Raw genomic sequence first — 26,043 nt, 5'->3', positions numbered from 1 at the left:
ATGAAAAAAATAATTTGCTGATAACAAAGTGTGGATTCAATCTGAAAAAGGTATTGTTACAACTGGTGAAAAATGAGGTATACTAGTATAAGCAATTAGACGTATGTGAGAAAGGGATTTTCTATAATGACAAATGCGCATTCAAATACAGATTTTTATTCATCACTCCCACCATTTCTAAAGACTGCATGGGAAAAAGCACAATTCACAGAACCAACAGCCATTCAACAACAAGCTACTTCTTTTATTGTAGAAGGAAAAGATGTTTTAGCGGAAGCACCTACAGGGAGCGGAAAGACGTTAGCTTATCTTCTTCCATTATTCAATAAAATAGATTTTAATCAAAAGCAAGTACAAATCGTTATTTTGGCATCTTCTCATGAACTAGTCATGCAAATTCATCAAGAGGTACAAAAATGGACAGAAGGCTCAGACATCAAAAGTACGACACTTATTGGTGGAGCTAATGTAAAACGCCAAGTTGAAAAACTGAAGAAGAAACCACAGATTGTAATAGGCACCCCAGGCCGAGTGCTGGAACTGATCAATCAGAAGAAACTAAAAATGCATGAAGTCAAAACGGTCGTTTTTGATGAAGGCGATCAACTACTGATTCCAGAACATCAAGATACAATAGAACGAATTGTAAAAAGCACGCTACGAGAGCGTCAGTTGTTACTATTCTCAGCAACCGTATCGGAACATGTGGAAAAGAAAGCGAAGGAAATGATGGATGACCCTGAAGTTATAAACGTGCAACAAGGGGAAGGGGATCAACCGGAAGTGGAACATGCTTATATTCCATGTGAGGCACGCGAAAAAGTTGATACACTACGTAAAGTGATTCATGCCATCGATGGGAAGGCTCTTGCATTTGTGCGTGATGTTGGAAATCTACAAGTGATGGCGGAGAAATTAGCATACAGAGGTCTTTCGGTCGCAGTACTTCATGGAGATACAAAGAAGCAAGACCGCGCTAAAGCTATTCAAGCCTTCCGTTCAGGCGAAGCCCCGCTTTTACTTGCAACTGACGTGGCAGGGCGTGGCTTAGATATTTCAGATATCACCCATGTTATTCATGTCGATGTACCAGACGAACTTGACCAGTACATTCATCGCTCTGGTCGAACAGGAAGACTTGGATCAGATCAGGGTACTGTATTGTCCCTTACAACGAAAGAGGAAGAGAAAGAATTACACAAATATGTAAAGAAATTAAACGTCCCCCTTCATAAGAAATCTCTCTATAAAGGCAAACTTCGGGATGATTCCAAGCAGTAATGAATAGATATTAAGTTAAAGGCTAAGTCACTAGACTTAGCCTTTTTACAACTTTCGTGATTACAAGGGAGTTATATTTGCGAGCAACTTTTTCAATTTAGGATGAAATATTGAATTTTCCGAGTAAATCGGATTTTGTAGTATCCGCTCCTCCTCTTTTATATGTATGAGCTCAATAGATGTTTACATATAAAAGAAGAAAAAGTGATTTGCATTTGGTATTTAATGTTAAAATTAAATCAAGTTCTCTGACTATATGGTAGGAGAGGATGACTGCACTTTTTAGCTAACCTAATTGAATATGTCTTCTCAAGTAAGAAAACGTTGGTGTACACTACGCTTAGCTGGAAGGAATATGGATTGTACCGAAGTTGAAAGCTGCGTCTATTAAATATCGAGTAGCTTAAACGGCTGATTTTTACTCAGCACCTGGTGGTTCTTATAGCGATCTTGGGAATGAATACAAGTTTTATGTATCCCAACCAATGAGGGAAAAGCTTTAGAAGCCATTCATCATAAAAAGTAAACATTTGTTATGTAATAATCAATTATTGTAAAAAGGTGTATGAAGGAGGGAGCATGTACATGAGAGTTTTATTGGAACTGTTACGAATCATTTGTATTTTTGGCATATTAGCCGGAGTGTTAGGTGGGATGTTAGATGCGTTTTATGATGCGTTTGTTGGCACTGAAGCAACTGCATATCAATGGTTAGGCTATGTAGGAGTACTTGTTTTCTTGTTTGTACTCTATCGAAATCATTGGCAATTCAGTGGCTGGTATAAGGGAAAGGCTAGAGAAAAACTATCTAATCTAGTTACTAGGATGTTAGTAAGGACTTCTATTATTCTAGTAATAGCACCGACTTTTATAGATGTTATAAGGAGGTAGTTGCCTGTGTATCAACGAAATCGTATTGCCACGATTCTGCAAGTTATTGGTATAGTATTCTTCCTAATGGGGATAATTATTGCTTTTATTGTCAAGAGTATCCTGTTTTTTTATTTATCTTTTGTAGTACTTATGCTATTTCTTGGTTTTGCTGAAGTCATTCATTTGCTGCAAAAAATTCATCTGGACCTTATTCGTTACACCAGAGGGGAAGAGTTTGTTGAGCAGAAACAATCACCGGAGGTACAGGAGGGACATTTCTATACTATTCACCCGTTAACAGACAAGGATAAGCAAAAAGTGCATGAGCTATTTGAAGATACACCAGCAAAACATTTGAAACTAATTCATACCCCTTACGAACATGTGTGTATTGTACATAATAAGAGTTCGTATTCCGTTGTGAGGGTGACGGAACAACAAGCGAGCGTTGTTCCTGTAAAAGAGTTAGAAACATCTAATCCAGGATTAATAAAGTGGTCAGAAGAGCGAAAAGGGATTCGGTTAGATGGTGGTGAAAAGAATGAAGAACTCTGAACTGATATACACATTAGTGAAAATTTTTCTTTATTCAGTAAAGAATACGCAAAGTATTTTGGTGAATAAATTTCATAGTTTATTGACAGGCTGTCCAATATAATGTTATATTAATAATTAATTATTCATGTTCGTTTGCAAGTTATGAAAGAGAAAGTTACTAGTAAGTCACTTTAGTCTGGAATGAATATGCAGAGCATTAATAGTAATACATTGTGGATTTTGATCCACGCAGGAGGTAACAATTATGTTACAAGGAAACGTGAAATGGTTTAACGCAGAAAAAGGATTCGGTTTTATTGAAGTAGAAGGTCAAGACGATGTATTCGTTCACTTCTCTGCTATTCAAGAAGAAGGCTTCAAAACATTAGAAGAAAATCAAACTGTTAACTTCGACATTGTTGAAGGTAACCGTGGCCCACAAGCAGCTAATGTTCAAAAATAAGTGAATACTAGTAAAAAGAGACACCCTAAATTGAGGGTGTCTCTTTTTTTTGTGGTTTAGGAAAAAAATGTTAGCTTCTGTATTACTTAAGCCGCGTCCAGCGCAGCGGCCAACGGTTAGCAAAATTCCTGCATCTCCTTCTGATAAGTCAACATTGAATCGCTAACACTTTTCGTGTTTCCTTTATTTCATACGGAATCTGGTGAAGTTCGATTAAAATCGCTACATCATGTAGCAACATCGAACCAACCTACGTCGTGTAGGCCGCAGCATATACGTTGCAACCCGGGCGCCCTGAGCTTTTGTTCTTTACATATCGTTATTTCTAGTTGTATTTTATGAATTTTCACGTGACAAAAAAAAGGAAATTAGATTCTTTAAGTAGAAACTAGTTACGGAAGCAAACTGGAGGTAATATATTGTCTACTTTTAGAGAAAGTTTAGAACATTTTAAGCAAATTTGGCGAGAATCTTCGTTGGAAGAGTTAAAACAAGTGATGAGTATGGATTATCAAGCACGTGAGGTTCGTGGTGATGAAATCGTAGACTTTGGTTATGATCAATCTATTATGGGGTGGGAGCAAGGATTTGATTATGTTGGTGGAACCGAAAATGTGGAATGGGACATTAAGGAAGTAGGGGTACTTCCTTTGAAGGAAGAGGAGTGCATGGCCATTCTATCAGCGACTATTAGACAAGATGGCACATCATTAGAAACAGCTAATTTATTTTTTCACACCTTTCAACAAAATGAAGAAGGGGATTGGAAACTGGTTCGAAGCTATATTGAAGCTGGGATAACAAAAGAAAATATACATAGTTTGCAAGTTACCTAATGCAGAAAACTGTCCCTTGGTGGAATAGGGACAGTTTTTTGCTTGCACCAGGAAATTATAAAATTCAATGCTTGTGTATAACTAAAAAAGTGATGTGACCACGTCCAACTTCAGCGCCTACCCCCCTCTGGGTCTTAAGGCAAGCCTCGCTGTGGCAAAAAACGCCACTTCGAGGCTTGCCTTAAGCCTGTCGGGGGTCACCAAGGCGCCCCGAGCTTTTGTTCTTTGATTTAAACCTAAAAAGGAAATCCTCCAAAACCTTGGTTTGACCCGAATAATTGACCCAAAGCATTCCCGAATCCAGAACCAGCATTAGGTCCTCCATATCCTGGTCCGAAGCCTCCGTTATATGGTCCGGGTCCTTGACCGTATCCAGGATCATATCCAGGACCATATCCAGGTCCGAAACCTCCGCCGTACACTGGGTTGTATCCGTTCCCGTATCCAGGTCCATTACCTGGGTTAAACCCATACCCATTTCCGTAGTTCGGACCATAGCCAGGGTTGAATCCACCATAGCCAGGCCCTGGTACATATCCTGGATTAAACCCAGGATTTCCTGGTCCTCCAAAACCTGGTCCGAAACCATTATTTGGCGGCCCAAAACCTTGAGGGTTATTATTTCCGTTCAATGCTTTATTCAGTAAATACCCTCCAGCTGTTAGCATGAGGGGACTAATAAATCGTTCATCTTCACCATATTGCGAGTAAGGAACATGAAAGTAGTGATGATGCATGTTTGTACCCCCTTTAACACATCGTACATTGTAGCTTATGATAAATGTCTTGAAGTGTGCCTAGAAAGGGAAGGATATGCCGTCTCCCAACTGAAAAATAGTTGTTACAACGGAGTAGAAACTAGAATTAACGATTCATTAACGATTCATTAGGGAGGGAGAAAAATCCTAAAATATTGTTTTATCATTATGTTCTTTTCGATATTAGTTGTTGCAGGATGTTCCAAAGAATACACTAGTGAGCCTACAATAGTAGGATATATTGTAGAAACAACTCCTGATGAACAAGAAATCCTTGTTGTTAACCAAATTAGTAAAGAGCAAGCCATGGACTTCGAGCTTGAGCAATATATCGGGAAAGGTATCGATGCGTATTATATAAATGTAGATAAGGTGTGGGATTTTACCTTCGATTATGAGGTGGGTCAAAAAGTACGTATTTGGGTAGATGGATTAGTTGATGATTCCTTTCCTATGCAGGTTGAATTAGGTAAGATTGAAATGATTGAAGAATGATTGTAATGTGAGATAGTACATAACGTAAATAGAGAAGGAAGTGGTGTAGATATATGGATTACATGGATACGGAAATGAATCATAGACCAAACATGAGAGAAACAAATTATCAGCAAGTACCTGATGAAACAAATCGAGAGGGTGTCGTATCTATAGCGGTTTGGTTCGGATTAATTTTATTACAGGCGATACCAGTTGTTAACTTCTGGGATATCCTCATCGAGTCCATAGGTTAAATTTTCGACAATGCTACCAGCATAAATAGGGCTTTCTTGAGATACATAACCAAGCATTTTTCGCCATGACATCAACGAGAACTCATTAATTTTCGTAGCACCATAACGAATTTCGCCTTGTTGAGGTTTATAGAATTGTTCTATGAGGGAAAATAATGTTGTTTTTCCGCTTCCACTTGGACCGACTATGGCTGTAACATCCCCACTTTTGGCGGTGAAAGATACGTCATATAATACCTTCTCAGAGTCATCATACCCAAAAGTTACTCCATTAAGAACAAGTTCATTATTATGTTCGATCCTTCTTCCTTCTGTAAAATCCTCTTCCTCTAAATCAAGTATGTATATTACTTTTTCCGTAGCGCCGATTGTTTTTTGAAACTTCGTGAAGAACACGACGATTTGAGTGAGTGGCATAATAATTTGAAAAAGATAAATGAAAAAAGCCGCCAATTCCCCTGCAGTCATTGCTCCAGAAGATACTCTTATTCCACCAAAGCCTATAATAAGAACAAGGACCACAATGATAAGGGAGGAGACAAGAGGCGACATAATCGCTTGAATTATTCCCTCTTTTAGCCCAAGTTGATATAGGTTGTGGATTCCCGATTTCCCGCTTTTATATTCACGTTCCTCAGCATTGGAAGCTTTCACTAATCGTATTTCTGAAATCACTCGTGTTAAATGGGCAGAAAAATTTGCAGTCTTCGATTGTAAGCTTCTTGATATTTGAGCGCTCTTCTTACCGATTGGTATAAGGAATAGTAGCGCAATGGGGATAATGGAAAACATAACTAGTGTAAGAGGCCAATCTAAGAAAAACAAAATGATAATGGCACCTGAAACAGAAATAATTCCTGTAACAAAGCCTGTGAAGTTGTCTGTGATCAAATCTTTAATAACGCCTGTATCGTTTGTCATCCTGCTAACAGAATCACCTGTCTCATGCGAATCATAGTACGAAATGGGAAGAGCTAGTAGTTTCTCCCACAATCTCTCACGTAAAGAAGCGATGATATGCTGTCCAACTCGGGCCAGTATGTAAACCGAGACCCCGCCTGCTATCGCCTGAATCAAAAAGGCAGTTACAATGCCGACAATGACGGTAGTATTCAGGTTCTCTAAATCGAAGTTATCAATTAATCTACTGGCTAGCAATGGAATACTTAAGCCTGCCATCGTAGTAAGAACACTAAGAAATAGAGAAAAACCAAATAAAAATTTAGGTGGATTTGTAGCTCTAATTAATTGGACGAGATTCTTCCAATTTGCTTTTTTATGTATAGTTTCCATCATGTACCTCACATCTTAATAAGTCGTTACCCTTTTTCATCGTTTATCGCAAACTTTGTTTGTGATGATGTGGATAAATTCTATTACCTTCCAGTTCTATTTTAAACTATTATCGTAAGAATTGTAATAAAAAGAGAATGTCGTTACACTTTAATTGAGACGAAGAAATATAAACTAAAGTAAGGGAGTTTAGTATTATGAAAATTGCCTTGGCAAATGATCATGCTGGATTCGCACTAAAAGAAGAAATTAAGGGATTGGTTGAACAACAGGGTCATGAGGTTGTGGATTTTGGAACGCATGATGAGGAGTCTTGCGATTTACCTGATTTCATATATCCTGCATCTCTAGCGGTAGCAAAGGGTGAAGCGGAACGTGGGATATTCGTAGATGGAGTTGGTTACGGAAGTGCGATGATTGCCAATAAAATCTATGGTCTGAACGCAGCGGTTTGTCAGGACCCATTTTGTGCCGAGTTAGCAAGGTCCCATTCCAATACGAATGTGTTGTGTATTGGTGGGAAAATTATTGGTTCAGCTATTGCTTTGAAAAGTGTGAATGTATGGTTGAATACTCCATTTCTTGAGGAAGAAGAGAAGTATAAACGTCGTGTGGATAAAGTAAATAAAATAGCTGAAAGGCATTTGAAAGAAATCTAATTGTACACGGAGGATGCCTTATGCAATCAACGTATAGTATCTTGAAACAATCCATACCAATCTTTCGTATCTTTGATGAAGAAAAGGCAAAAGAATTTTATATAAGTTATTTGGATTTCTCATTAGATTGGGAGCATAGGTATGAAGAATATTTTCCTTTATATATGCAAGTTTCCTCTGGAGACTTCATGCTTCATCTCTCAGAGCATCATGAGACTGTTCTCCAGGGGCAGCAATTCGCATCGAAGTAGAAGGTATCGAAGTATTGCATACAGCATTAGAGTCGAAGTCCTATGCATATGCTAACCCCGTCCATTGAATCAAAACCATGGGGGATTAAGGAGATGCAAGTTACAGATCTTGGGAATAAATTGATTTTTCACCATTGGGTGTAAAGGGTGGAAAATGACTAGTGGGATCTTCTGCAATTATAAGTATGATGATTAGTATGATCTGAGTGGGATTGTTAGACTTTAAGAAAATACATAATATGTAGAAGGCAACCCCGTATTAGAGTAATCGTTTTAAAATGAAAGTAGGCGTATAAATGAAAATGAGTAAAAAAGGGGAATGGCTCGAGATACAGGTATCGAAGGATTGGGTAGGAAATTCAATTGAGTACATATTAAAGAATCTCTTACATGTTCCAAAAAAACAATTGCATCAATTACGAATGGAGAATGGTGCAAAACGAAATGGTGAGGATGTCGCATGGTCAACTGAATTACAAATAGGGGACAAGCTTCAAGTTCATCTATTCCCTAAAGAAGAGTTAGATGTTCAACCTACATATATGGATGTAAAGGTTTTATTTGAAGATGAACATGTTCTAGTTGTCAATAAACCAGCCGGAATGAATGTTCATCCTAATGTGGAAGGGCAGACGGATACGTTAGCCAATGGTGTTGCTTTCCATTTTAAAAGTCAGGGGTTAGAAGCTAAAGTACGGCATATTCATCGATTAGACCAGGATACTACCGGAGCGGTTATTTTTACTAAGCATGCTTTAGCTGGCTCTATTATGGACCGATTGCTTGAGCAAAAGAAGATTAAAAGAACTTATATAGCTCTTATAAAAGGTAAAGTTACCAAGAAAAAAGGGACCATAAACGAACCGATTGGCAAGGATCGGCATCACCCTTCTAGAAGAAGAGTGTCACCAAAAGGACAAGATGCGATAACACATTATGAAGTATTAAAATATCATGCAAAAAAAGATCAGACGGTTGTGAAAATTGACCTTGAAACAGGGCGAACCCATCAAATTCGTGTCCATATGAGCCATATTGGCCACCCATTAGTTGGAGATGTATTGTATGGTGGGAAGAAACAAGCATCAAGACAAGCATTACACGCAGCAAAAATCACCTTTCCACACCCTATTACAGACGAAAAAATCGAGTGCATTGCACCCTTCCTAGATGATCTATTTCCTCCAGATAGTACAAACTATTTAGAATGACTTAATCATATATTAAGTAGGGCTAAATCATATTGGTTTAGTCTTCTTTTTTACGTTGAAAAGCAATGTAGGGACATAGCAAAAGTTTGCAAATTGGGATCTATTCTTATTTAAACAATGAACTGAAACATTTATAAAATTCCAACCCCAGTTTCCTAAGCTTTTTCTTAATGGAAAGCCATAACGTATCTTTACTAGCTAGAAAGACATAGTTTGAGCTCACTACAGATATTTGAAATAATTTACATATAATAATATTTAAAAGTAAGGGTTTCACCTATGCATTTCTTAGTAGATATAGTTGAAGATATAATACAATTTTTCTTTGCTAACAGTAAATTTAGCTATCCAAAGGGAAGTATTATTATAGATTTTGAAGACAGATACCAGCATCGTAGCTCATACATTAGAGGGAAAGAAGAACATTTATCTAGTAAAGGAAGAAGTGTTGAATATGTAGGGGATCGTACGTTTATCATTGATGGGAAGTACTATGAATTTATCACACAAAATGCCCCTGCATTAGGGAAACCAATTCAACGAACATTATTGTACACCAAAGATGATAATTAGAATATCTAAACATTTAAGATAAATTATATAAAAAATCGTAATGTGATGAATCTTTACGATGTTAGAAATGGGAGGGGAAACCTTATTAGAAAACGATTCTATTGGTTGGTCTGTATTTTTATAATAATTATGATGGTTGGTTGTACAAGTGATCAGACAAGTAACCAGGAAGTTAGAGAGAAAATCGAAGCTTATATTACCGAATCACTTGAGTATGAAGCAGGATCTTATGTGAAAGTGAATTCTCAAATCATTATGAGTGGAACAGACGAACAATTAAGCGTAGAAACCAGACAAATTAAAGATTACTTTACCAAACAAGGCTCATACATAAAAACCAAATTGATACATTCATCAACAAAACAGAATAGTGATGAGGAAGAAGTAATTGAAAAAGAACCTATGACAATATTATTGCCTGTGGACCTTGCTCTAGACGAATCTAAGACTTTTCCATCTGGTGAAGAACTAGATGAAAAGGAAAGTGAAAAAGTGAAGCAACACATAATAGCTACCTTTGATGATGCGTTCTAACCTATTTATTTTATAGTAAAGGTTCTTACGATTCCCTCATATATAGAAAAGAAGCACCTTTGTTCTACTCTACAACAACTCTGAAGCGTATTTATTCAACTGCTTACTCTTTTCTTCAATTTCTTCAATAAATGCAGAAATTTCTTCTGTTGAGTAGGCTTGCTCTTTCCCAACGGCCACAATGTTTTCTATGGAAGTGGACATGTCATCTATCGATTTATGTATGTTTTCAAGTGTATTTCGAATCTTCTCTGTGGATTCGACTGTCTCATTTGAGAACTTTCTAATTTCCTCGGCTACGACACTAAACCCTTTGCCCATCTCCCCAAGCTTTTGCAGGCGTTTCTTGTGCTGTTTTCAATGTCATCAATTTCCCTCAATAAAAGTCCTGTGAATAAAGTTTATCATTCCAAAGACTTAAAGAATAACAAGTTTCAAAATAGACTCGATTCTTACCATGGAATATTATATTAAAATTATAATTTCTTGTGATTGTGGTCGATGTGCTCAAAATGTTTCAAACATAGAAATGAAGGTTACATTTGTTAAGAATAATAAAATAGAAGATTCGCTTTATTAGAATTTCAAAATAAAGGAGACGTTTATCGTATGCGTAACTATAATCAGTTGAAACATTACATTAACGGAGAATGGGTGGAATCTACTGGTTCTGAGACAGAGCCCGTTATTAACCCGGCTACCGAGGAAAAGCTTGGAGAAATTAGTTTAGGAACACAAGAGGATTTAGATAAAGCTGTTTCAGCAGCAAAAGCAGCATTTCCTTCCTTTTCCCAAACAAGTAAGGAAGAACGTATTGAGATGTTAGAAAGAATTGTAGAAGAATATGAAAAGCGAAAAGATGAGCTTATTGAAGTAATGACTGATGAGCTTGGCTCTCCACTTACGGTTTCAGAGAACGTGCATTATAAAATGGGACGTGCTCATTTCGCTCAAGCTGCAGAGTCATTAAGGAATTTCTCTTTCACTGAAGACCGAGGTGGACATACGATTGTGAAGGATACTGTAGGGGTTAGTGGACTTATTACCCCATGGAATTTCCCGACCAATCAAGCTTCCACGAAAATAGCTAGTGCGTTTGCTGTTGGAAGTCCAGTGGTCTTAAAGCCTGCTGAATTGACACCATATGCAGCAATTATTCTAACAGAAATATTTGATGCTGCAGGCGTTCCAAAAGGAGCTTTTAACCTAGTAAATGGTTCAGGTTCTGTTATTGGGAATCGTATTAGTAGTCATCCTGACATTGATTTTGTTTCTTTTACTGGATCAGCTGGAGTTGGCCAAAAAATCATGGAGAATGCATCTGAAACGATTACCAATGTAGCTCTTGAATTAGGAGGAAAATCACCACTTGTAGTGCTTGAAGATGCTGACTTAACTACCGCTGCAAAATCAGCTGTGAATCACATTGCGATGAACTCTGGTCAGGTTTGTTCAGCAGCAACAAGAATCTTAGTTCCATCTTCCATTAAGGAAGATTTTGAACAAGAAGTAAAAAATGTACTACCAGAATTTCCAGTAGGTGATCCTAGAGGCGGAAATTATGTAGGCCCACTAGTAGCCCAAAAGCAATGGGATAGAGTTCAATCTTATATTGAAAAAGGTATCGAAGAAGGAGCTACGCTTCTAGCTGGTGGAACAGGTGAACCAGAAGGTCTTGATACAGGATTCTATGCTAAACCAACGATTTTTACAGATGTAAAAAATGACATGGTAATTGCCCAAGAGGAAATCTTTGGACCAGTTATGTCCATCATATCCTACGATACAGTTGATGAAGCTATTGATATTTCCAATGATGTTTTTTATGGACTTGCAGGTTACGTAATTGGGAAAGATCGTGACAAAGTTCGTAAAGTAGCAACAAATATTCGTGCCGGAAGAATCGGCGTCAATAACGCTGACTTAGACTTCTCTGCACCATTTGGAGGCTATAAGCAATCTGGTATCGGAAGAGAATGGGGAGATTATGGTATTGAAGAATACCTTGAAACTAAAGCAATTATGGGGTTGCCTGAGTAAAAAAGGATAACCTGTTGATATAAGGAGAAAGGAGGTAGTAATCTGCCTTCTTTCTTTTTTAAAAACGGATGAAAATAATTTTCATATAAAAATAAAAAATGAGAAAAGGAGTTTCATTATTAGTATCGAACTATTATAATAGAGGGCAATACTTTTTACATATATTTTGGAAGCGTTTTTTGAAAGCGTTATACAGGTGGTTATGTCTAATATTCAAAGAAGGACGGGATGAAAATGAGTAAAGAGCTATTTAATTTAGAAGGAAAAATAGCAGCAATATCAGGTGCAACTCGTGGGATTGGTCATTCAATGGCTATAGCATTGGCAGAGGCAGGTGCTGATATAGCATTACTTCAGCGTAATGTTGAGAAAACCGATGTACAGGAGGAAATTAAGGCATTAGGAAGAAAATGTGAAATTATACCTTGCAACTTAGATGATACGAATCAAGTTAAAGAGGCTGTTCCTGCAGTTGTAACTGCATTTGGTAAGATTGATATTTTAGTAAATTGTGCAGGTATCCAGCGTCGATCTCCTTCAGTTGATTTTGCGGAAGAAGACTGGGATGACGTCATTAATGTCAACTTGAAGACAGTTTGGTTATTATGCCAACAGGCTGGTCGTTATATGACGGAGCAAAATAGTGGGAAAATCATTAATTTAGGATCTTTATTATCATTCCAAGGTGGATATACGGTACCAGCTTATGCTGCTGCTAAAGGCGGAGTTACTCAATTAACGAAAGCGCTCTCCAATGAATGGGCGAAACACAATGTTAATGTTAATGCTATTATTCCGGGTTATATTGCAACGGATATGAACACGTCACTCATTAATGATGAAACACGTAATCAGCAAATTCTTGATCGAATCCCTGCAGATAGATGGGGGGATTCAGAGGATTTCAAAGGAACCGTTGTTTTCTTAGCTTCTGATGCTTCCAACTACATTCATGGACACCAACTAGCTGTTGATGGTGGTTGGTTGGGTAGATAGAATCAGTCGAAAATTCATAAGGTAAGTTTAATATAAAATAACATGCTATATTTAGGGCGAAATCTTACATGATTTCGCCTGATTTTTTTATTGTTTAACGTACTACATAAATGTTGGCTTGTGTAATTAGTTTAGACGGCTACGAGTCATTTCTAGCTGCGATACAATAAAAATATGTCAGCAAAGTGTAAATGGAGGTAGATTATGATTACCTCTGAATCTAAAGAAGAATTGTATTAGGTATTACTGGAGCTTAACGCTGAATACGAAGGTGTTTTTTTTGTAGGAGTAATGACAACTGTTATCTAATTGGTTCTCCCTTTCAAAAGAAAGTATGGGAACAGTTAAGAAGAATATCCTTTGGTGACAAGAAAACTTATACAAACGTAGCAAATGCAAATGGAACAAACCAACTTGCTATCATCGTTCTGTGTCACAGAGCAATTAAAGAAAATGGAGATCTTGCTAAATATGGTGGTGGACTGCATCGAAAAAATGGTTACTGGAACATGAAGAAGAAAGAAGTTAATCGTGTCTCCTAATAATCCAGCTCTTTTAAGAGTTGGATTGTTTAATATTTCGTTGAAACGGTTTTAGCTAACCTATAATTCTAGTAACATTATTATTTAAAGGAGGAAGATTTTATGAAACGATTTTTATTGTATTTTATTTCGACAGTAACATTTATCGTTTTGGTTTTCTGGGGATACAAATTACCTGAAATGGTTAGAGAAGAATTAATGTTTGAAGGAAACTCAGAAGTCTTATATTTTCTAGTGGTAATTTTTACTTTTCTATATCCAACTTTAATTGGGATACTAATACGCTTACCAAAATTTATTAAAGAAGTTAAAGAAAAAAGAAAGTGGGCTATTGATTGGGTTAAATTATGCGCAATTGGCATCCCGACTTTGTATGTTTCCCAGATTATAGTTTTGTACTCTTCTCTACCACATAGTGTACCACTACCATTCAGTGGAGCACTTATGAGAAATATCGAATCTCCATTGTCTACTATAGCAGGTATTATTTTTGGTTATATTGTATTAGACAGCCTTAAAGAAAAGAAAAGAATGATATTTAGTACTACTATATAAACACTTTAGATGGTGGATAATACTTTGGAAAAAGAACAAAAGCATACTCTCTCAAAATCCCAAGAAAGTATGTCTTTTTAACCTTGGTCAACACCCAAAGCCATTTTCAAATAATCTACAAACATAATTGATTGTTCTTTAAGTTTCACATCCTCTGGAGGTAGGATTGCATGGTCAAGGGCGAGACCATCTATAAAGGAAATGATGGATCTTGCCAGTATATCGCTATCAAATCGATTTGAGAACTCACCGTTCTCCTGACCTTGATCGATAATGCTTTTGTAGATTTTTAAGCCAGTGTAATAACGTGTTTTTCCATATTCTATTCGGCGTTGGTCATTTCTTCCTGTAATAAAGAACTCCAGGTTGGATGGTGCCATGGGATCCATTTTGTCGTCAGGCTGCTTACCCTCTCCAAAAATACGTGCAAGTAATAAATCCCAGTAAGAAGAAACTTCATCGTCGAGTTTATCTAACGTATGATGCATAGACTCATTGATGGAGTCCTCAAGAAGAGCTTCGTACACATCCTCTTTATTCTTGAAATACTGATATAAGCCACCTCGACTCACATTAGCTGTTTCTAAAATATGCTTCATGGTAGCTTTTTCATAGCCATGTTCAATGAACACGTTTTTTGCTGCTTCTAATATATTAGCTCGGCGTTGCTCCTTGTGCTGCTTGCTGACTTTCGGAGACATACTTATTCCCCCGTTCTATTTTTTCTCTAATTATTAGACCAATAATGGAAACAACGATTAACAGAGAAGCCGTTATTATAAATGTTGGGAGGATCCCTAACCATGTGGCAAGCCATCCACCTAATAATGGTCCAACAATTGTAGCGCTTGTGGTTACACTATTAATGACACCAAATACTCGACCTGTCATACGCGCCGGTGTTTCCGTTTGTACAGAAGCCTGGAATGGAATAAAGATCAATCCAGCAGAAATGCCTGACAGAAAGCCAAGCACTGGTCCCCAGATAGAGGAAAGGGATAAATCAAAGCTTGTTAATAACCCCATCATACCAAAGCTAATACCAATTCCACAAACACCAAGGAACAACAGGAGAAGTGCATTGTAATCCGTTTTCTTTGTAAGGACGAATCCAGCCAAAAACATACCAAGACCTGAGCCAGTCACCATTAGTCCAAACAGATTTGGGGAAGCATCCGATAACTCTCGCACTAAGACAATAATCTGCGAGTCTGATAACTGGAGTATCATTAAGCTTAACCCTAAAACGAACATTCCAACAAGTAAGAAACGACTTTGCTTAATGAAGTATAGACCCTTCATAAAGTCTTCTTTAAACGTGGTACTTTCTTCATCATAGTCATTGCCATCGTCCTCTATAACAATCACGGATTCAGGTAAAGCAAAAATAAGTAGAGCTGATAAGAAAAATGTAGCTGAGTCAATCACGAAGACTAGTTGAGCTCCGAACGCCGTCACCAACATGCCACTTAATAACGGCCCAAGCACTTTAGTTGTCGAACCAATCATGGATGAAATGGACATGGCACTCTTCATATCCTCTTCTTTTACAAGTTCTTTCAGTTTTCCATTCTTAGCGGGAATGAACACAGCTGAAAGCAAACCAATTGTGAATAAGCAAGCATATACCGTCCAAATCGAACTTGCCAACGCAAGAATCAAAATAAGTCCTGCTCTTACTAAATCAGAAACAATCATTAATCCTTTTCGATTAATTCGATCTGCAACCGTTCCGGTAAATGGACCTAGTAAAGCCATCGGAAGTGCCAAGCATAATATAACAAACGAAACTTCCATTGGCGTAGCGTTCCATTTCATGCCAACCATCGTTATAATCGCAACAATACTTAACCAATCACCTAAACTAGAAATCAACTGTGCTGTCATTAAGGTCATAAATCGTTTATTTCTTAATAATGTCCTTTCCATATGAATCCCTCCAAATATAATCGACACCGATGTCGTTTTGTTAATCTTATTATACCGACACCGATGTCGATTTACAACCTTTTTCAAAATATTTACTAAAATTTAATGACCTTATTACATAGAATGGTGTGAAACTAAATAGCTTTAGTGCCGTATAAATTAGTCAAAATGGTTCAAATGTTGAAACTTACAGAAGGTTTTCAGTTACTTCTAAGATTACAGATAGGAGGGGATAGTATGGATGATTTTTGGATGATGCAGCGGTTTTAATTGAACTTCCTCTAAATTACTGGTGGACAGTATGTACGTCGCTAAGCGGGCGCTTGCGCTTTTGTTCTAATAAAGAGGAGAATACCACTTATTTTTATCTCATATGAATAGATATGAGGTGAGATATATGAAAATGAAACCAGAAGTCCATGATTATGGAACACTTACCTATCCAGATGATATGCTATCCATTATTCGTAAAGGATTCCCAAAAGTATCAGATCCGAAAAAGGTCATTATTATAGGTGCAGGTATGTCAGGGTTGGTATCTGCTTCCTTATTAAAAGAAGCAGGGCATCATGTGACAATTCTTGAAGGGAATAATAGGATTGGTGGAAGGGTTTATACAGTCAGAGAACCATTCTCAAAAGGAAATTATATTGATGTGGGTGCAATGCGTTTTCCGGATATACATAAATTAGTGTTTGAATACATAAAAAAATTTAACTTACCTACAAATGAATTTTTAAATGTGACAGACAACGACGTTCTTTATGTGAATGGTATTCTAACCACCATGAAAAAGTATGAGAAAAATCCAGACATCCTAAAGTATCCATTACCTCCAAATGAACAAGGGAAAACAGCTAGTGAGTTACTATTATCGGCTGTAGAACCCTTTCTATCCTTATACAATAGTCAATCCCCTGAACAACAAAAATTGTTAAGAAAGAACTTTGATAGCTATTCATTTGAAGATTTCCTTAGAGAGAATTTAATTGGGAATCGCCTTTCTCCAAACGCGATACGCTATATAAAAGTTGTATTAGGGATAGAAGGGTTTCCTGGATATTCATTTGTTGATATTTTATTAGATATTGTTAGCACTATTTTTAATGATGAGTTAAAGTTTTTTGAAATTACAGGTGGTAATGATTTATTGCCCCATTCCTTTCTTTCTTCACTAGGGGAAAATATTTATTGTGGACAAAAAGTTGAAGGAATAATCCAAAAAGAAGAAGGAGTAGTCGTGACCTCGAGAGATTTATCCTCAGACCAATATCATTCTCTAGAAGGGGACTACGTTATTACGACGTTACCTTTTTCGGTATTTCAGTTTGTTGATATATTCCCCTATGACACTTTTTCATTTAAAAAATGGAAAGCAATACGAGAAATTAGTTATGTTGACTCAGTCAAAATAGGCTTAGAGTTTAAACACCCTTTTTGGAAACAGCTAGGTATTGGAAATGTCATCACAGATTTTCCGACCAGATTTAGTTATATCCCAAGTCATAAAATTGAAGAAGGGAAACCTGGGGTTATGCTTGGGAGTTATAGTTGGAGTGAAAATGCAAATCTATGGAGTAGCCAGCCAGAACAAGAACGAATTCGTCAGGCCCTTCATGGGTTATCCAAGATATATGGAGATGTAGTGTATTCAGAATATCTAGCTGGAACCACCTTTAGTTGGAACCAAAACCCATTTGCAGCGGGTGCGTTCACTCTATATGCACCTTATCAGGAACAGGACTTATCTGAAGCTGTTTATGTACCTCAAGGGAAAGTTCATTTTGCAGGAGAACACGCCTCACGTTTTCACGGCTGGGTAGAGGGAGCGATTGAATCAGGTATCCGCACCGCTTATGAAGTGAATTATCGAATTGATTAATACAAGGCACCTTGGAGAGGGGGAGGGGATAAAATGTGGGGCTGGTTGGTCGATATTGTGATGAACAGTTGGTTAGGTGTATGCTTATTAGTTTCCATACCGATTATTCTGTTTAGTCTTGCATCAAGTAATAGAAAGCGTATGAATAAAGATATTGAGAAAGATCCATATGACCATCGTAAAAACCCACCTCCACCGCCTGGTGGAGGTGGGTTTTTATAGAGAAGTCCTTTGTAGGGGGGATGTAACAAGCACTTTTAAAACATGGACGTTATCTACATGATATTCTAGGGTTATCCAATAGAAAGGGGGTATCTCTATGAACATTTTAATGATTAATTTTCCAGCCGAGGGTCATGTTAATCCTACTCTTGGCATGGTAAAGGCTTTTACTGATAGAGGAGACGAAGTCCATTATTTAACAACTGAGAAAATTAATCATAGGTGGAATATTGGATTTAGTGGCTAATGATTTAGGCGTGAGTCTTGGAAGGGCTGGCTTTAGGGAAAGTGGAGGAGTTGAGCAAGCTCTACGGGAGATTGATGCGTTTATAGGAAAAAAGTAAAATGCAATAAAATAGTGCCAACCCCCCCACCGCGATAATGCTGTAGCGTGGTGGGGGTCTGGCACTTATTTTGTGGCAGTTATATTGTATTTGCGGGTTGATTTGTATAAGCTAGTGCTTGTTCGAAATCGACAATGAGTTCATCTGCATCTTCCAGTCCTACTGATAAGCGGAGTAAACCTTTTGTAATACCGCGCTGGTCACAATCATGATCAGGCATAGAGCCGTGTGACATATTTCTTGGATAAGATAGGATGGACTCAACTGCCCCAAGGCTAACAGCGAAAACGGGCAGCTTTAACCGTTCTACAAATTGCTCAACGGCCTGTTCATTGGCGAGTTCGAATGACAGAACAGCACCGCCATTTTTGGCTTGTTTTTGTTGAACTTCATAATATGAGTTTGAAGTCAATCCAGGATAATAGACTTTTGTAATAAGAGAATGGCCTTCTAAATAATTTGCTAGTTTTTCTGCTGATTCTACAGACTGCCGCATTCTAGCGTGCAGGGTTTTGATGCCGCGAAGGACCAGCCAGCAATCCTGAGGTCCTAAAATGGCACCGCATGAATTTTGTAAAAAACCGATTTGTTGGGCTAATTGTTCATCATTTACTACTACTAAACCAGCAACAACATCACTATGTCCTGCTAAGAACTTGGTGGCACTGTGAATAATAATATCCACACCAAGATCGAATGGTTTTTGTAACAAAGGCGTTAAGAACGTATTATCCATATACGAAATACAATCATGCTGTTTAGCAAGCTGTGTAACTGCTTCAATGTCTGTTACTTTTAACAGCGGATTCGATGGTGTCTCGATAAAAACAGCCTTCGTGTTCGATTGAAAGGCTGCTTTTACTTCATCAAGCTTGGTCATATCCACAAAGGTATGCTCGATTCCGAAACGAGAAAGGACTTGCGTAACAAATCGGAATGTACCTCCGTACACATCCTCGGTAATGAGTAGGTGATCACCTTTGGACAATAGCATAAGAGAACTAGACACCGCAGCCATGCCAGAGGCAAACGCGAAACCATGCGTGCCACCTTCAAGGTCAGCTATGGTAGTTTCTAGTGCATCCCGGGTTGGGTTACCGGAGCGAGCATAATCGTATTGACCAAATTCACTAATATCCTCTTGGTGGAATGTTGAAGCATGTTGAATCGGTACACTAACTCCATTGGATGTTTTGTCTACAGAATAATCATTGTGAAGTAGCTTAGTTTGAACAGAATAATTAGACATGTTGCTTAACCTCCGTTTGTGCTTTATCAAGAGCTTGTTGTAGATCTTTTGTTAGATCTCTATCATCCTCAATTCCTACAGATAAGCGGAGTAATCGATTATCTACACCATAACTAGAGCGTACTTCTTCTGGTATATCAGCATGCGTCTGAGTGGCAGGGTATGTGATAAAGGTTTCCACACCGCCAAGGCTCTCCGCAAAAGAAATAAGCTCAAAACTCTGAAGAAGGTATGGGACGAACTCCTCTTGTTGAACACGGAAGGAAAGCATGCCTCCATGACCAGGATAGAGAACATCTGTTACATTGGAATCGTTCTTAAGGAACTCAGCGATTCGTTTTGCATTGGTCTCATGCTGCTTCATACGAAGACCTAGTGTTTTTATACCTCTCATTAACAGCCAACAATCAAATGGGGATAATACGGCACCAGAAGCGTTCTGTTCAGCAGCCAGACTTTCACAGATGGCTTCATCATTGGCTACTACGAGTCCGGCGAGTACGTCATTGTGACCTCCAAGGTATTTCGTTGCCGAGTGTATGACAATGTCTGCACCTAGTTGAAGTGGTTGCTGTAGATAAGGTGTAAAGAAAGTGTTATCCACGATTAGAAGTAGGTTGTATTTTTTAGCTAATTTTGCAATGGCTTCGATATCAATTTGGGTCATGAGTGGATTAGTGGGTGTTTCGATAAATAGTCCTTTTGTCTTCTCTGTTACTACTTGTTCGAAATCTTCTGGCTCTGTGCTATTCACGTACGTAAATCCAAGGCCAAATTTTTGAAAGTGATTTTCGAAGAGACGGTAAGATCCACCATAAACATCTTGGGTAACAACGAATTCATCTCCTGGGGTGAAAATAGAGAAGACCGTTTGAATGGCAGCCATTCCGGAACTAAATGCAAATCCATCAAGACCAGATTCCAATGTAGCGATGGATTGCTCTAATAAATCGCGGGTTGGATTACCGGTACGGATATAATCATATCCAGTTGATTGTCCAATTCCTGGATGGCGGTAAGCAGTAGAGAGGTGGAGTGGTGGGGTGACAGCACCTGTTGTGGATTCACTGCGGTTCCCTGTTTGTGCTAGTTTTGTATCTAAATGATGACTACACATGTCGATCGACTCCTTTAGTATGGTATGAATGATAATAAAAAAAGCCCTTCCGAAGAAGAGCTTGATGGTCTCAAGTTTATCCTTCTTCTTATCTTTCAAGTGGACATTCATCCCACTTGCTGGAGGTAGCACCTCACCTAAATAGGCCGGTTGCTGAAGCTTCGACGGACCAGATCCCTCAGCTTCTCTGAATAAGAATGTTATGTGATTTGTAATTTATTTAATTACTACCATACAGCATTAAAGGATGTTACGCAATGAATGATTTTAGAAAATTTAAACTTTGGATAAATAGAGGAGGGGTGTGCTCGGAAATTCTATAATTTGCTCTGAATGCTCTCAGTCCCCCCTCTAAATCTCACTCCAGATCAATTCCCCTATAAAAAAGCCATCAAGGTATTCCCTCAATGGCTAATGTGATTTATTTTCGGTTTTCATAAACTTCATCAAAGCGTTGTGCTAAATCAAAGTCGCGGTTTGTTAGGCCACCTACATCATGAGAAGTAAGGGCTACAACGACCTCTTTGTACTCTAATTGTATCGAAGGATGATGGTCTTTTTCGTCTGCGATGGTGCCAATTTGTTGAACAAATTCTAACCCATCTTTATATTGTGCAAAAGTGTACACTCGTCCTATTTCAACTTCGTCTTTCACTTCCCATTGAGGGATATCCTCATGATTTTGCTTAATTTCCGTTTGAGATAATGTGCTCATGGTAATCCTCCTTATTAGGTATGGACTTCTATATATATTTTACCTTTTCATAAAAGAGTTAAACTAACCATAAAGTACCAAAGGGTTTTATGATAACTATGGAGAATATTATTATAGTAATGAAACATTAGTGATCTAGCTTAATAGGGAAGTGAATAAATGAGAGAATGGTTGAAAGTATTAAGGAAAGAAAAAGGATTCACCCAGGAATATGTAGCTTCCTTGTGTCATATTGATCGAGCATATTATGCTCAAATTGAAAGCGGTAAACGAACACCAAGTTTACAAATCGCTGAGAAAATAGCTGACATCTTATCATTTAATTGCTCAAACTTTTATGTGGATTATTTTATCGAACCATTACAAGCATCTTTGTCAGATTTACCTATTACATTTACACATTGTGATTTAGATTTAAAATATACATGGGTGTTTAACTCTCAGGTTGATTTTGAAGACAATTGGCTCATAGGCAAACAAATATACGATATAATGGATGAATCCTATAGTGACAAGTTAGTGGCCTTAAAAAAGGAAGTAATACGAACTGGGGAAATAAAAAAAGAGGTAATCGCGTTCTCCTTAAATGGAGAAGAACGTGATTATTTGACTTATGCCAAACCATTATATAACAAGAAAAATAGTATTGTAGGTGTAGCTACGGCAGCAATGGATATTTCAAAAGTAAAGTAAGTATAAGTTCTAGCGATTACATGTCTAGCTCCATCGCCCAGCGACTAATGTGCTTCCTCACCTCTGTACGACACATATATTTTCATGTTTCCTTTATCTCATACGGAATCAGGTGAAGTTCTGGGGTGAAAGAGGTTCGATTAAGACCGCTGCATCGTAAGCAACATCGAACCAACCCACGCCATGTGGGCCAAAGCATATATATCGCTAAGCGGGCGCCCCGAGTTTTTGTTCTTTATTCATTGATTTCTATATTTCGTTTTAACAATTCTTCCTCGAGAATAGTTAGAAATGATGCTTCGACGTCTTCGTTTTCTTTAGCTTCTTGATATGCTTTAATTAATAATTCATCTGTCAATTTTACGACCATTGGAATCCCCCCACAGCAACTTCTATATCTCTACTAATTATTATCTTGTACTACAAAGAACCTTTTTGTCATGTGGCTCATTTGTTACACAATAGAAACTTTCATCAATTTGTTTTATGAAAATAGTAATGAAAGTGGGTTGCTTAATATAGTATAAATAATACACTTGTGGGTAATGTCAGAAACTATTAATTACAGGACTTGAATATTTATGAAGATGATAGGTGCTGTAGCTCATTTACTGTAACAAATCGATATCCTTGATTTGATAATAATTTCAAGATTTCATTAATCGTATTTAAGCCATTATTAGTTTTATCATACATAGGGTGTAGTAGAATAATAGACCCTGTTTAATATTACTTTTTACGTAGTCAACTTTCTTTGAAAGTAGTATGAAGTATCCGGCTCTATATGAATTTCTTCTTTAGTATAGGAAGAGGACTTAAAAATCATAGGTTTATGAGAATAAGTATGATTCCCTAATTGATGCCCAGCATTGCTAATCTTTTCTCCGAGTTCCATATTTTCTTTGAGTTTGTTTCCTACTACAAAAAGGAAGCTTTTGCATTATACTTCTTAAGCAAAGGGAGAATGCCTTTTACATTTTCGGTAGGACCGTCATCAAAGGTCAAGGCGACAACATTCTCATTCATATTCACTCGATTGGTTAAGCCTCCAAAAAGCTGAAATGTTCTTGCATTCATCAATTCAAAAGTTCCATATAAACTTGAAGAAATAGCAAGTATGATCATGGTTATATTGAATAACTTTTTTCTCATTTGATTACCCCTTTTCTATGTTAGCTAGAATATTGTTCCTATTATTAAAATCGTATTCAAATTACATTGTTTATTCAATAACAAGCAAATGATAATTCTATGATAAAATAATAGTAGATTAAGATATGAGAGAGTTTTTAATCATATGAATACGCTAGGCTATTTAATGATTATATAGGGTCCCCTTACGAAAGAGGAGCTGTTCTTTCACTCAATACGCAAAAAGTTATCATTTGACGTAAATCTAGTGGGTGAAAGCCGAATGTCCCTTTTGATAGTATATATAGGAAACATGCGGAGATTTATAGTTATGAATCTAACATGTATATTAAAGACTTAGGAAGTAGACATGGCACATGGGTAAATAAACACCAATTACCGTGTTACGAAGAAAAGACTTTACGTGGGTACAATTAAGCTATCGAATGGATTCACGTTTAGTATTTAAATTAGAGAATCAAATTCTCCAGGAGCAAGAGTGTAAGTTCGACGCAAATAAGCAGGAGGTCTGGATAAGCAATACTTGCTACACATTCTCTTCTAAAGAATATAAATGTGTTGAAAAGAAATAAAGGACAATTTGTTTCAAAAGATGAATTGAAGCATGCGGCGTGACCAAAAGAATTTATGAACAAGGAGTCCCTGATGTGAGCGCAGAAGAAGTAAATGCCATCATCTACCGTATTCGAAAAAAAATAGAGTGTAAGCATACATATAGAAAACATCAGAGGGAAGGGCTATATTCTTACGCTGAAATAATAGGAATAACTTATTTGAATATAATAGGGAAGGTGAAAATCAGTGGAAGGATATATGATTTTGTTCGTCTTTTTACTCTTTATGATTATTAGCACCATTGCCAATATATTATTGAAGATGACAAGAAAGAAAGATTGGATTATCTCCATTCTGCTAAGCTTAGCATTAACTATAATAACAGTTCCAATAATAATGTAATATTAAAAAGAGCTTGGGTTCTGCCCCAAGCTCTTTGCTGTGAAAGTAAAGAAAGCATAAAATTTGGCGCTCACTTGTTTAATTCCAGCGCCTACCCCCTCGGGCTTTAAGAGCAAAGCCTATCTAAGCGGCAAAAATCGCAACGAAGAGGCTTTGCTTAAAGCCCGCCGGGTGATGAAGGCACCTTGAGCTTTTCTTTGATTTTATAATATTGGTGATAAGAGCCGTGATACAGACTCTTTCATTTTAATTAAATTGGTACGATTACGGTACACTTCTTCTGTGATTTCATAGGAGTTGGCAAGGTCCTCGATAAAGATTTGTTGCAGCTCATTGGATAAGATAGGGTCATAGACGATAGCATTTACTTCAAAGTTCAGTTTGAAGCTTCTTACATCGATATTAGCTGTTCCAACTGATGCAACTTTACCATCTACCACTAAAGTCTTAGCGTGCAGAAATCCATTTTCATAAGTGAAGCTTCTTACTCCTGCATCAATCAATTGTCCGATGTGAGCATAAGTGGCCCAATACACAAACATATGATCAGGCTTATTAGGAATCATAATCTTCACATCAACCCCACTTAATGATGCAATCTTTATGGCATCCATTAAACTATCATCAGGGATAAAGTAAGGTGTTTGAATATAGACGCTTTCTTTAGCCGATAATATTAACTTGATATATGCATTCTTAATCTGTTGCCACTCAGAGTCTGGTCCTGAAGTGATAATTTGCATACCACTGTTTCCCTGAGGTTGGATGTCAGGGAAATATCTAGAAGAGGGAGCCATTTTATACTTAGAAGCATGGTTCCAGTCGAGATAAAATCGAGTTTGAAGAGAATAAACAGCACTTCCACTCACCTTAAGATGGGTGTCCCTCCAATAACCAAACTTTTGGACGAGCCCAAGGTATTCATTGCCAATATTAAAACCACCAATATAACCGACAACTCCATCCACAACAGCAATCTTTCTATGATTACGATAGTTTAGACGTAAGTTAATATAAGGAATCCGAGAAGGAAAAAACGCTGCTACATGGCCCCCTGCATTAATGAGCGGGGATAATGCGGATCTACGTAAACTTAACGATCCCATATCATCATATAAAAAGCGGACTTCAACACCTTCATAAGCCTTTTTGGACAATGCGTTAATCAATCGCTCTCCCGTTTCGTCATTTCGCACAATATAGTACTGAATATGGATGAATTCCTCAGCTTTTTCTATTTCTCTAATAAGGTCATCCATTTTCTTATGCCCATCTGTAAACACTTCTATATGATTATCATTTGAAAAAATGGAATCGTTGTTTACTAGATTCATATACATAAGACCTTGATACTCATAATTTGATTCGTGGTGATGGTCGAACATCTTTTTTTGCCTTTTTTTCAAACTGGTAAAAAATTCTGTGGCTTCACTAGAAACCCGAAATAACTTTGCCTTGCTTAAGTTCTGACCTAGAAAAAGATATAATATAAATCCAAAAATCGGTATAAAGAATAAGACCATTAACCAAGCCCAAGTTGTACTAACCTGTTTTCGTTCTAGAAAAATAATCGTGATGCCTAATAGTACGTTTACGAATGTTACAAATATTGCTAGACCTGCTAGTAAACCCATAGTCGTACTCCTTAAA

Annotated in this window: 31 protein-coding genes, 2 pseudogenes and 1 riboswitch; of the genes and pseudogenes, 22 read left to right on the top strand and 11 right to left on the bottom strand. The window is 37.4% G+C overall.

Annotated elements, in window-relative coordinates; all coding sequences use genetic code 11:
* The first annotated feature begins 126 nt into the window (after positions 1–126).
* From GLW08_RS04325 to GLW08_RS04305, 5 genes are all read left to right on the top strand, one after another.
* Positions 127–1,281: a DEAD/DEAH box helicase gene (locus GLW08_RS04325; RefSeq protein WP_160847320.1), complete on the top strand. Its 1,155-nt coding sequence runs from the start codon at positions 127–129 to the stop codon at positions 1,279–1,281.
* Between the two features lie 585 nt (positions 1,282–1,866).
* Positions 1,867–2,172: a hypothetical protein gene (locus GLW08_RS04320; protein ID WP_160847319.1), complete on the top strand. Its 306-nt coding sequence runs from the start codon at positions 1,867–1,869 to the stop codon at positions 2,170–2,172.
* Positions 2,173–2,178: 6 nt separating this feature from the next.
* Positions 2,179–2,709, top strand: coding sequence for a hypothetical protein (locus GLW08_RS04315; protein ID WP_160847318.1), 531 nt, complete (start codon positions 2,179–2,181; stop codon positions 2,707–2,709).
* 247 nt (positions 2,710–2,956) lie between these two features.
* Positions 2,957–3,154: a cold-shock protein gene (locus GLW08_RS04310; protein ID WP_160847317.1), complete on the top strand. Its 198-nt coding sequence runs from the start codon at positions 2,957–2,959 to the stop codon at positions 3,152–3,154.
* Positions 3,155–3,573: 419 nt separating this feature from the next.
* Positions 3,574–3,990: a flavoprotein gene (locus GLW08_RS04305; protein ID WP_202406376.1), complete on the top strand. Its 417-nt coding sequence runs from the start codon at positions 3,574–3,576 to the stop codon at positions 3,988–3,990.
* Between the two features lie 236 nt (positions 3,991–4,226).
* Here GLW08_RS04305 and GLW08_RS21580 read toward each other — a convergent pair whose 3' ends face one another.
* Positions 4,227–4,727, bottom strand: coding sequence for a hypothetical protein (locus tag GLW08_RS21580; RefSeq protein WP_202406377.1), 501 nt, complete (start codon positions 4,725–4,727; stop codon positions 4,227–4,229).
* A 189-nt stretch (positions 4,728–4,916) separates the two neighbouring features.
* Between GLW08_RS21580 and GLW08_RS04295 the strand changes: the two genes are divergently transcribed.
* Both GLW08_RS04295 and GLW08_RS04290 read left to right on the top strand, forming a co-directional pair.
* Positions 4,917–5,243: a DUF3221 domain-containing protein gene (locus GLW08_RS04295; RefSeq protein ID WP_160847316.1), complete on the top strand. Its 327-nt coding sequence runs from the start codon at positions 4,917–4,919 to the stop codon at positions 5,241–5,243.
* 53 nt (positions 5,244–5,296) lie between these two features.
* Positions 5,297–5,479, top strand: coding sequence for a hypothetical protein (locus GLW08_RS04290; protein WP_160847315.1), 183 nt, complete (start codon positions 5,297–5,299; stop codon positions 5,477–5,479).
* On the opposite strand, the gene GLW08_RS04285 is transcribed toward GLW08_RS04290, so the two are convergent.
* Positions 5,423–6,775 carry an ABC transporter ATP-binding protein gene (locus GLW08_RS04285; protein ID WP_237458297.1) on the bottom strand — a complete coding sequence of 451 codons (1,353 nt, stop codon included), beginning with the start codon at positions 6,773–6,775 and terminating at the stop codon, positions 5,423–5,425. The genes GLW08_RS04290 and GLW08_RS04285 overlap by 57 nt on opposite strands.
* Positions 6,776–6,969: 194 nt before the next feature.
* Here GLW08_RS04285 and GLW08_RS04280 point away from each other — a divergent pair, with 194 nt between their 5' ends.
* From GLW08_RS04280 to GLW08_RS04260, 5 genes are all read left to right on the top strand, one after another.
* Complete coding sequence (locus GLW08_RS04280; protein ID WP_160847314.1) at positions 6,970–7,431, top strand: RpiB/LacA/LacB family sugar-phosphate isomerase; 462 nt, start codon at positions 6,970–6,972, stop codon at positions 7,429–7,431.
* 20 nt (positions 7,432–7,451) lie between these two features.
* Entirely contained in the window at positions 7,452–7,682 is a 231-nt protein-coding gene (locus GLW08_RS22065) for a glyoxalase superfamily protein (RefSeq protein ID WP_272917048.1), read from the top strand.
* A gap of 296 nt (positions 7,683–7,978) precedes the next feature.
* Positions 7,979–8,893: an RluA family pseudouridine synthase gene (locus GLW08_RS04270; RefSeq protein WP_160847313.1), complete on the top strand. Its 915-nt coding sequence runs from the start codon at positions 7,979–7,981 to the stop codon at positions 8,891–8,893.
* A 279-nt stretch (positions 8,894–9,172) separates the two neighbouring features.
* Entirely contained in the window at positions 9,173–9,466 is a 294-nt protein-coding gene (locus tag GLW08_RS04265) for a hypothetical protein (protein ID WP_160847312.1), read from the top strand.
* A gap of 105 nt (positions 9,467–9,571) precedes the next feature.
* A complete protein-coding gene (locus GLW08_RS04260) occupies positions 9,572–10,000 on the top strand; it encodes a hypothetical protein (protein ID WP_160847311.1) in 429 nt (142 codons plus the stop codon).
* A 69-nt stretch (positions 10,001–10,069) separates the two neighbouring features.
* Here GLW08_RS04260 and GLW08_RS04255 read toward each other — a convergent pair whose 3' ends face one another.
* Complete coding sequence (locus tag GLW08_RS04255) at positions 10,070–10,321, bottom strand: methyl-accepting chemotaxis protein (protein ID WP_160847310.1); 252 nt, start codon at positions 10,319–10,321, stop codon at positions 10,070–10,072.
* 288 nt (positions 10,322–10,609) lie between these two features.
* On the opposite strand from GLW08_RS04255, the gene GLW08_RS04250 reads away from it, so the two are divergent.
* The 4 genes from GLW08_RS04250 (at position 10,610) to GLW08_RS04235 (ending at position 14,133) form a co-directional block, all read left to right on the top strand.
* Positions 10,610–12,040, top strand: coding sequence for an aldehyde dehydrogenase family protein (locus GLW08_RS04250; protein ID WP_160847309.1), 1,431 nt, complete (start codon positions 10,610–10,612; stop codon positions 12,038–12,040).
* Between the two features lie 234 nt (positions 12,041–12,274).
* The gene (locus GLW08_RS04245; RefSeq protein ID WP_160847308.1) at positions 12,275–13,036 is read left to right on the top strand and encodes an SDR family oxidoreductase; all 762 of its coding nucleotides are present in this window, start codon (positions 12,275–12,277) and stop codon (positions 13,034–13,036) included.
* A gap of 263 nt (positions 13,037–13,299) precedes the next feature.
* Positions 13,300–13,578 carry a methylated-DNA--[protein]-cysteine S-methyltransferase gene (locus tag GLW08_RS22225; RefSeq protein ID WP_337193910.1) on the top strand — a complete coding sequence of 93 codons (279 nt, stop codon included), beginning with the start codon at positions 13,300–13,302 and terminating at the stop codon, positions 13,576–13,578.
* A 102-nt stretch (positions 13,579–13,680) separates the two neighbouring features.
* The gene (locus GLW08_RS04235) at positions 13,681–14,133 is read left to right on the top strand and encodes a hypothetical protein (protein ID WP_160847307.1); all 453 of its coding nucleotides are present in this window, start codon (positions 13,681–13,683) and stop codon (positions 14,131–14,133) included.
* A 77-nt stretch (positions 14,134–14,210) separates the two neighbouring features.
* Here GLW08_RS04235 and GLW08_RS04230 read toward each other — a convergent pair whose 3' ends face one another.
* Together GLW08_RS04230 and GLW08_RS04225 are read right to left on the bottom strand one after the other, a co-directional pair.
* Entirely contained in the window at positions 14,211–14,834 is a 624-nt protein-coding gene (locus tag GLW08_RS04230; RefSeq protein WP_160847306.1) for a TetR/AcrR family transcriptional regulator, read from the bottom strand.
* Positions 14,788–16,062, bottom strand: a complete 1,275-nt coding sequence (locus GLW08_RS04225; RefSeq protein WP_160847305.1) for an MFS transporter — start codon at positions 16,060–16,062, stop codon at positions 14,788–14,790. Before GLW08_RS04225 ends, GLW08_RS04230 begins: the two co-directional genes overlap by 47 nt.
* Before the next feature lie 397 nt (positions 16,063–16,459).
* Between GLW08_RS04225 and GLW08_RS04220 the strand changes: the two genes are divergently transcribed.
* The 3 genes and pseudogenes from GLW08_RS04220 to GLW08_RS04210 form a co-directional block, all read left to right on the top strand.
* On the top strand, positions 16,460–17,944 hold the full coding sequence (locus GLW08_RS04220; RefSeq protein WP_237458296.1) for a flavin monoamine oxidase family protein: 1,485 nt from the start codon (positions 16,460–16,462) through the stop codon (positions 17,942–17,944).
* A 33-nt stretch (positions 17,945–17,977) separates the two neighbouring features.
* Positions 17,978–18,166, top strand: coding sequence for a hypothetical protein (locus GLW08_RS04215; protein WP_160847304.1), 189 nt, complete (start codon positions 17,978–17,980; stop codon positions 18,164–18,166).
* 97 nt (positions 18,167–18,263) lie between these two features.
* Positions 18,264–18,398: pseudogene (locus GLW08_RS04210) on the top strand (macrolide family glycosyltransferase); the annotation flags it as partial.
* Between the two features lie 191 nt (positions 18,399–18,589).
* Here GLW08_RS04210 and metC read toward each other — a convergent pair.
* The 3 genes from metC to GLW08_RS04195 all read right to left on the bottom strand — a co-directional run bounded on the left by metC (position 18,590) and on the right by GLW08_RS04195 (position 21,591).
* Positions 18,590–19,759, bottom strand: a complete 1,170-nt coding sequence (metC, locus tag GLW08_RS04205) for a cystathionine beta-lyase (RefSeq protein WP_160847303.1) — start codon at positions 19,757–19,759, stop codon at positions 18,590–18,592.
* Positions 19,752–20,876: a methionine biosynthesis PLP-dependent protein gene (locus GLW08_RS04200; RefSeq protein WP_160847302.1), complete on the bottom strand. Its 1,125-nt coding sequence runs from the start codon at positions 20,874–20,876 to the stop codon at positions 19,752–19,754. Before GLW08_RS04200 ends, metC begins: the two co-directional genes overlap by 8 nt.
* Positions 20,877–20,961: 85 nt before the next feature.
* Positions 20,962–21,074, bottom strand: a riboswitch (SAM riboswitch).
* Between the two features lie 223 nt (positions 21,075–21,297).
* Positions 21,298–21,591, bottom strand: coding sequence for a 4a-hydroxytetrahydrobiopterin dehydratase (locus GLW08_RS04195; RefSeq protein WP_160847301.1), 294 nt, complete (start codon positions 21,589–21,591; stop codon positions 21,298–21,300).
* Between the two features lie 159 nt (positions 21,592–21,750).
* On the opposite strand from GLW08_RS04195, the gene GLW08_RS04190 reads away from it, so the two are divergent.
* Positions 21,751–22,284, top strand: coding sequence for a helix-turn-helix domain-containing protein (locus GLW08_RS04190; protein WP_160847300.1), 534 nt, complete (start codon positions 21,751–21,753; stop codon positions 22,282–22,284).
* A gap of 235 nt (positions 22,285–22,519) precedes the next feature.
* On the opposite strand, the gene sda is transcribed toward GLW08_RS04190, so the two are convergent.
* Together sda and GLW08_RS04180 are read right to left on the bottom strand one after the other, a co-directional pair.
* Positions 22,520–22,654 carry a sporulation histidine kinase inhibitor Sda gene (gene sda, locus GLW08_RS04185; protein ID WP_160847299.1) on the bottom strand — a complete coding sequence of 45 codons (135 nt, stop codon included), beginning with the start codon at positions 22,652–22,654 and terminating at the stop codon, positions 22,520–22,522.
* Positions 22,655–22,863: 209 nt separating this feature from the next.
* A pseudogene (locus tag GLW08_RS04180) lies at positions 22,864–23,436 on the bottom strand (polysaccharide deacetylase family protein).
* A gap of 279 nt (positions 23,437–23,715) precedes the next feature.
* Here GLW08_RS04180 and GLW08_RS22375 point away from each other — a divergent pair.
* Both GLW08_RS22375 and GLW08_RS04170 read left to right on the top strand, forming a co-directional pair.
* Positions 23,716–23,853, top strand: coding sequence for an FHA domain-containing protein (locus tag GLW08_RS22375; RefSeq protein ID WP_160847891.1), 138 nt, complete (start codon positions 23,716–23,718; stop codon positions 23,851–23,853).
* Between the two features lie 230 nt (positions 23,854–24,083).
* Complete coding sequence (locus GLW08_RS04170; protein ID WP_160847298.1) at positions 24,084–24,287, top strand: hypothetical protein; 204 nt, start codon at positions 24,084–24,086, stop codon at positions 24,285–24,287.
* A 309-nt stretch (positions 24,288–24,596) separates the two neighbouring features.
* On the opposite strand, the gene cls is transcribed toward GLW08_RS04170, so the two are convergent.
* Positions 24,597–26,027 carry a cardiolipin synthase gene (gene cls / locus GLW08_RS04165; protein ID WP_160847297.1) on the bottom strand — a complete coding sequence of 477 codons (1,431 nt, stop codon included), beginning with the start codon at positions 26,025–26,027 and terminating at the stop codon, positions 24,597–24,599.
* Positions 26,028–26,043 lie beyond the last annotated feature (16 nt).

Origin of the sequence: Pontibacillus yanchengensis (genome assembly GCF_009856295.1) — a bacterium.
GTDB classification, from domain to species: domain Bacteria; phylum Bacillota; class Bacilli; order Bacillales; family BH030062; genus Pontibacillus; species Pontibacillus yanchengensis_A.
Note: the sequence above shows the minus strand (reverse complement) of the source record. Positions and strands in the feature narration are given on the sequence as shown.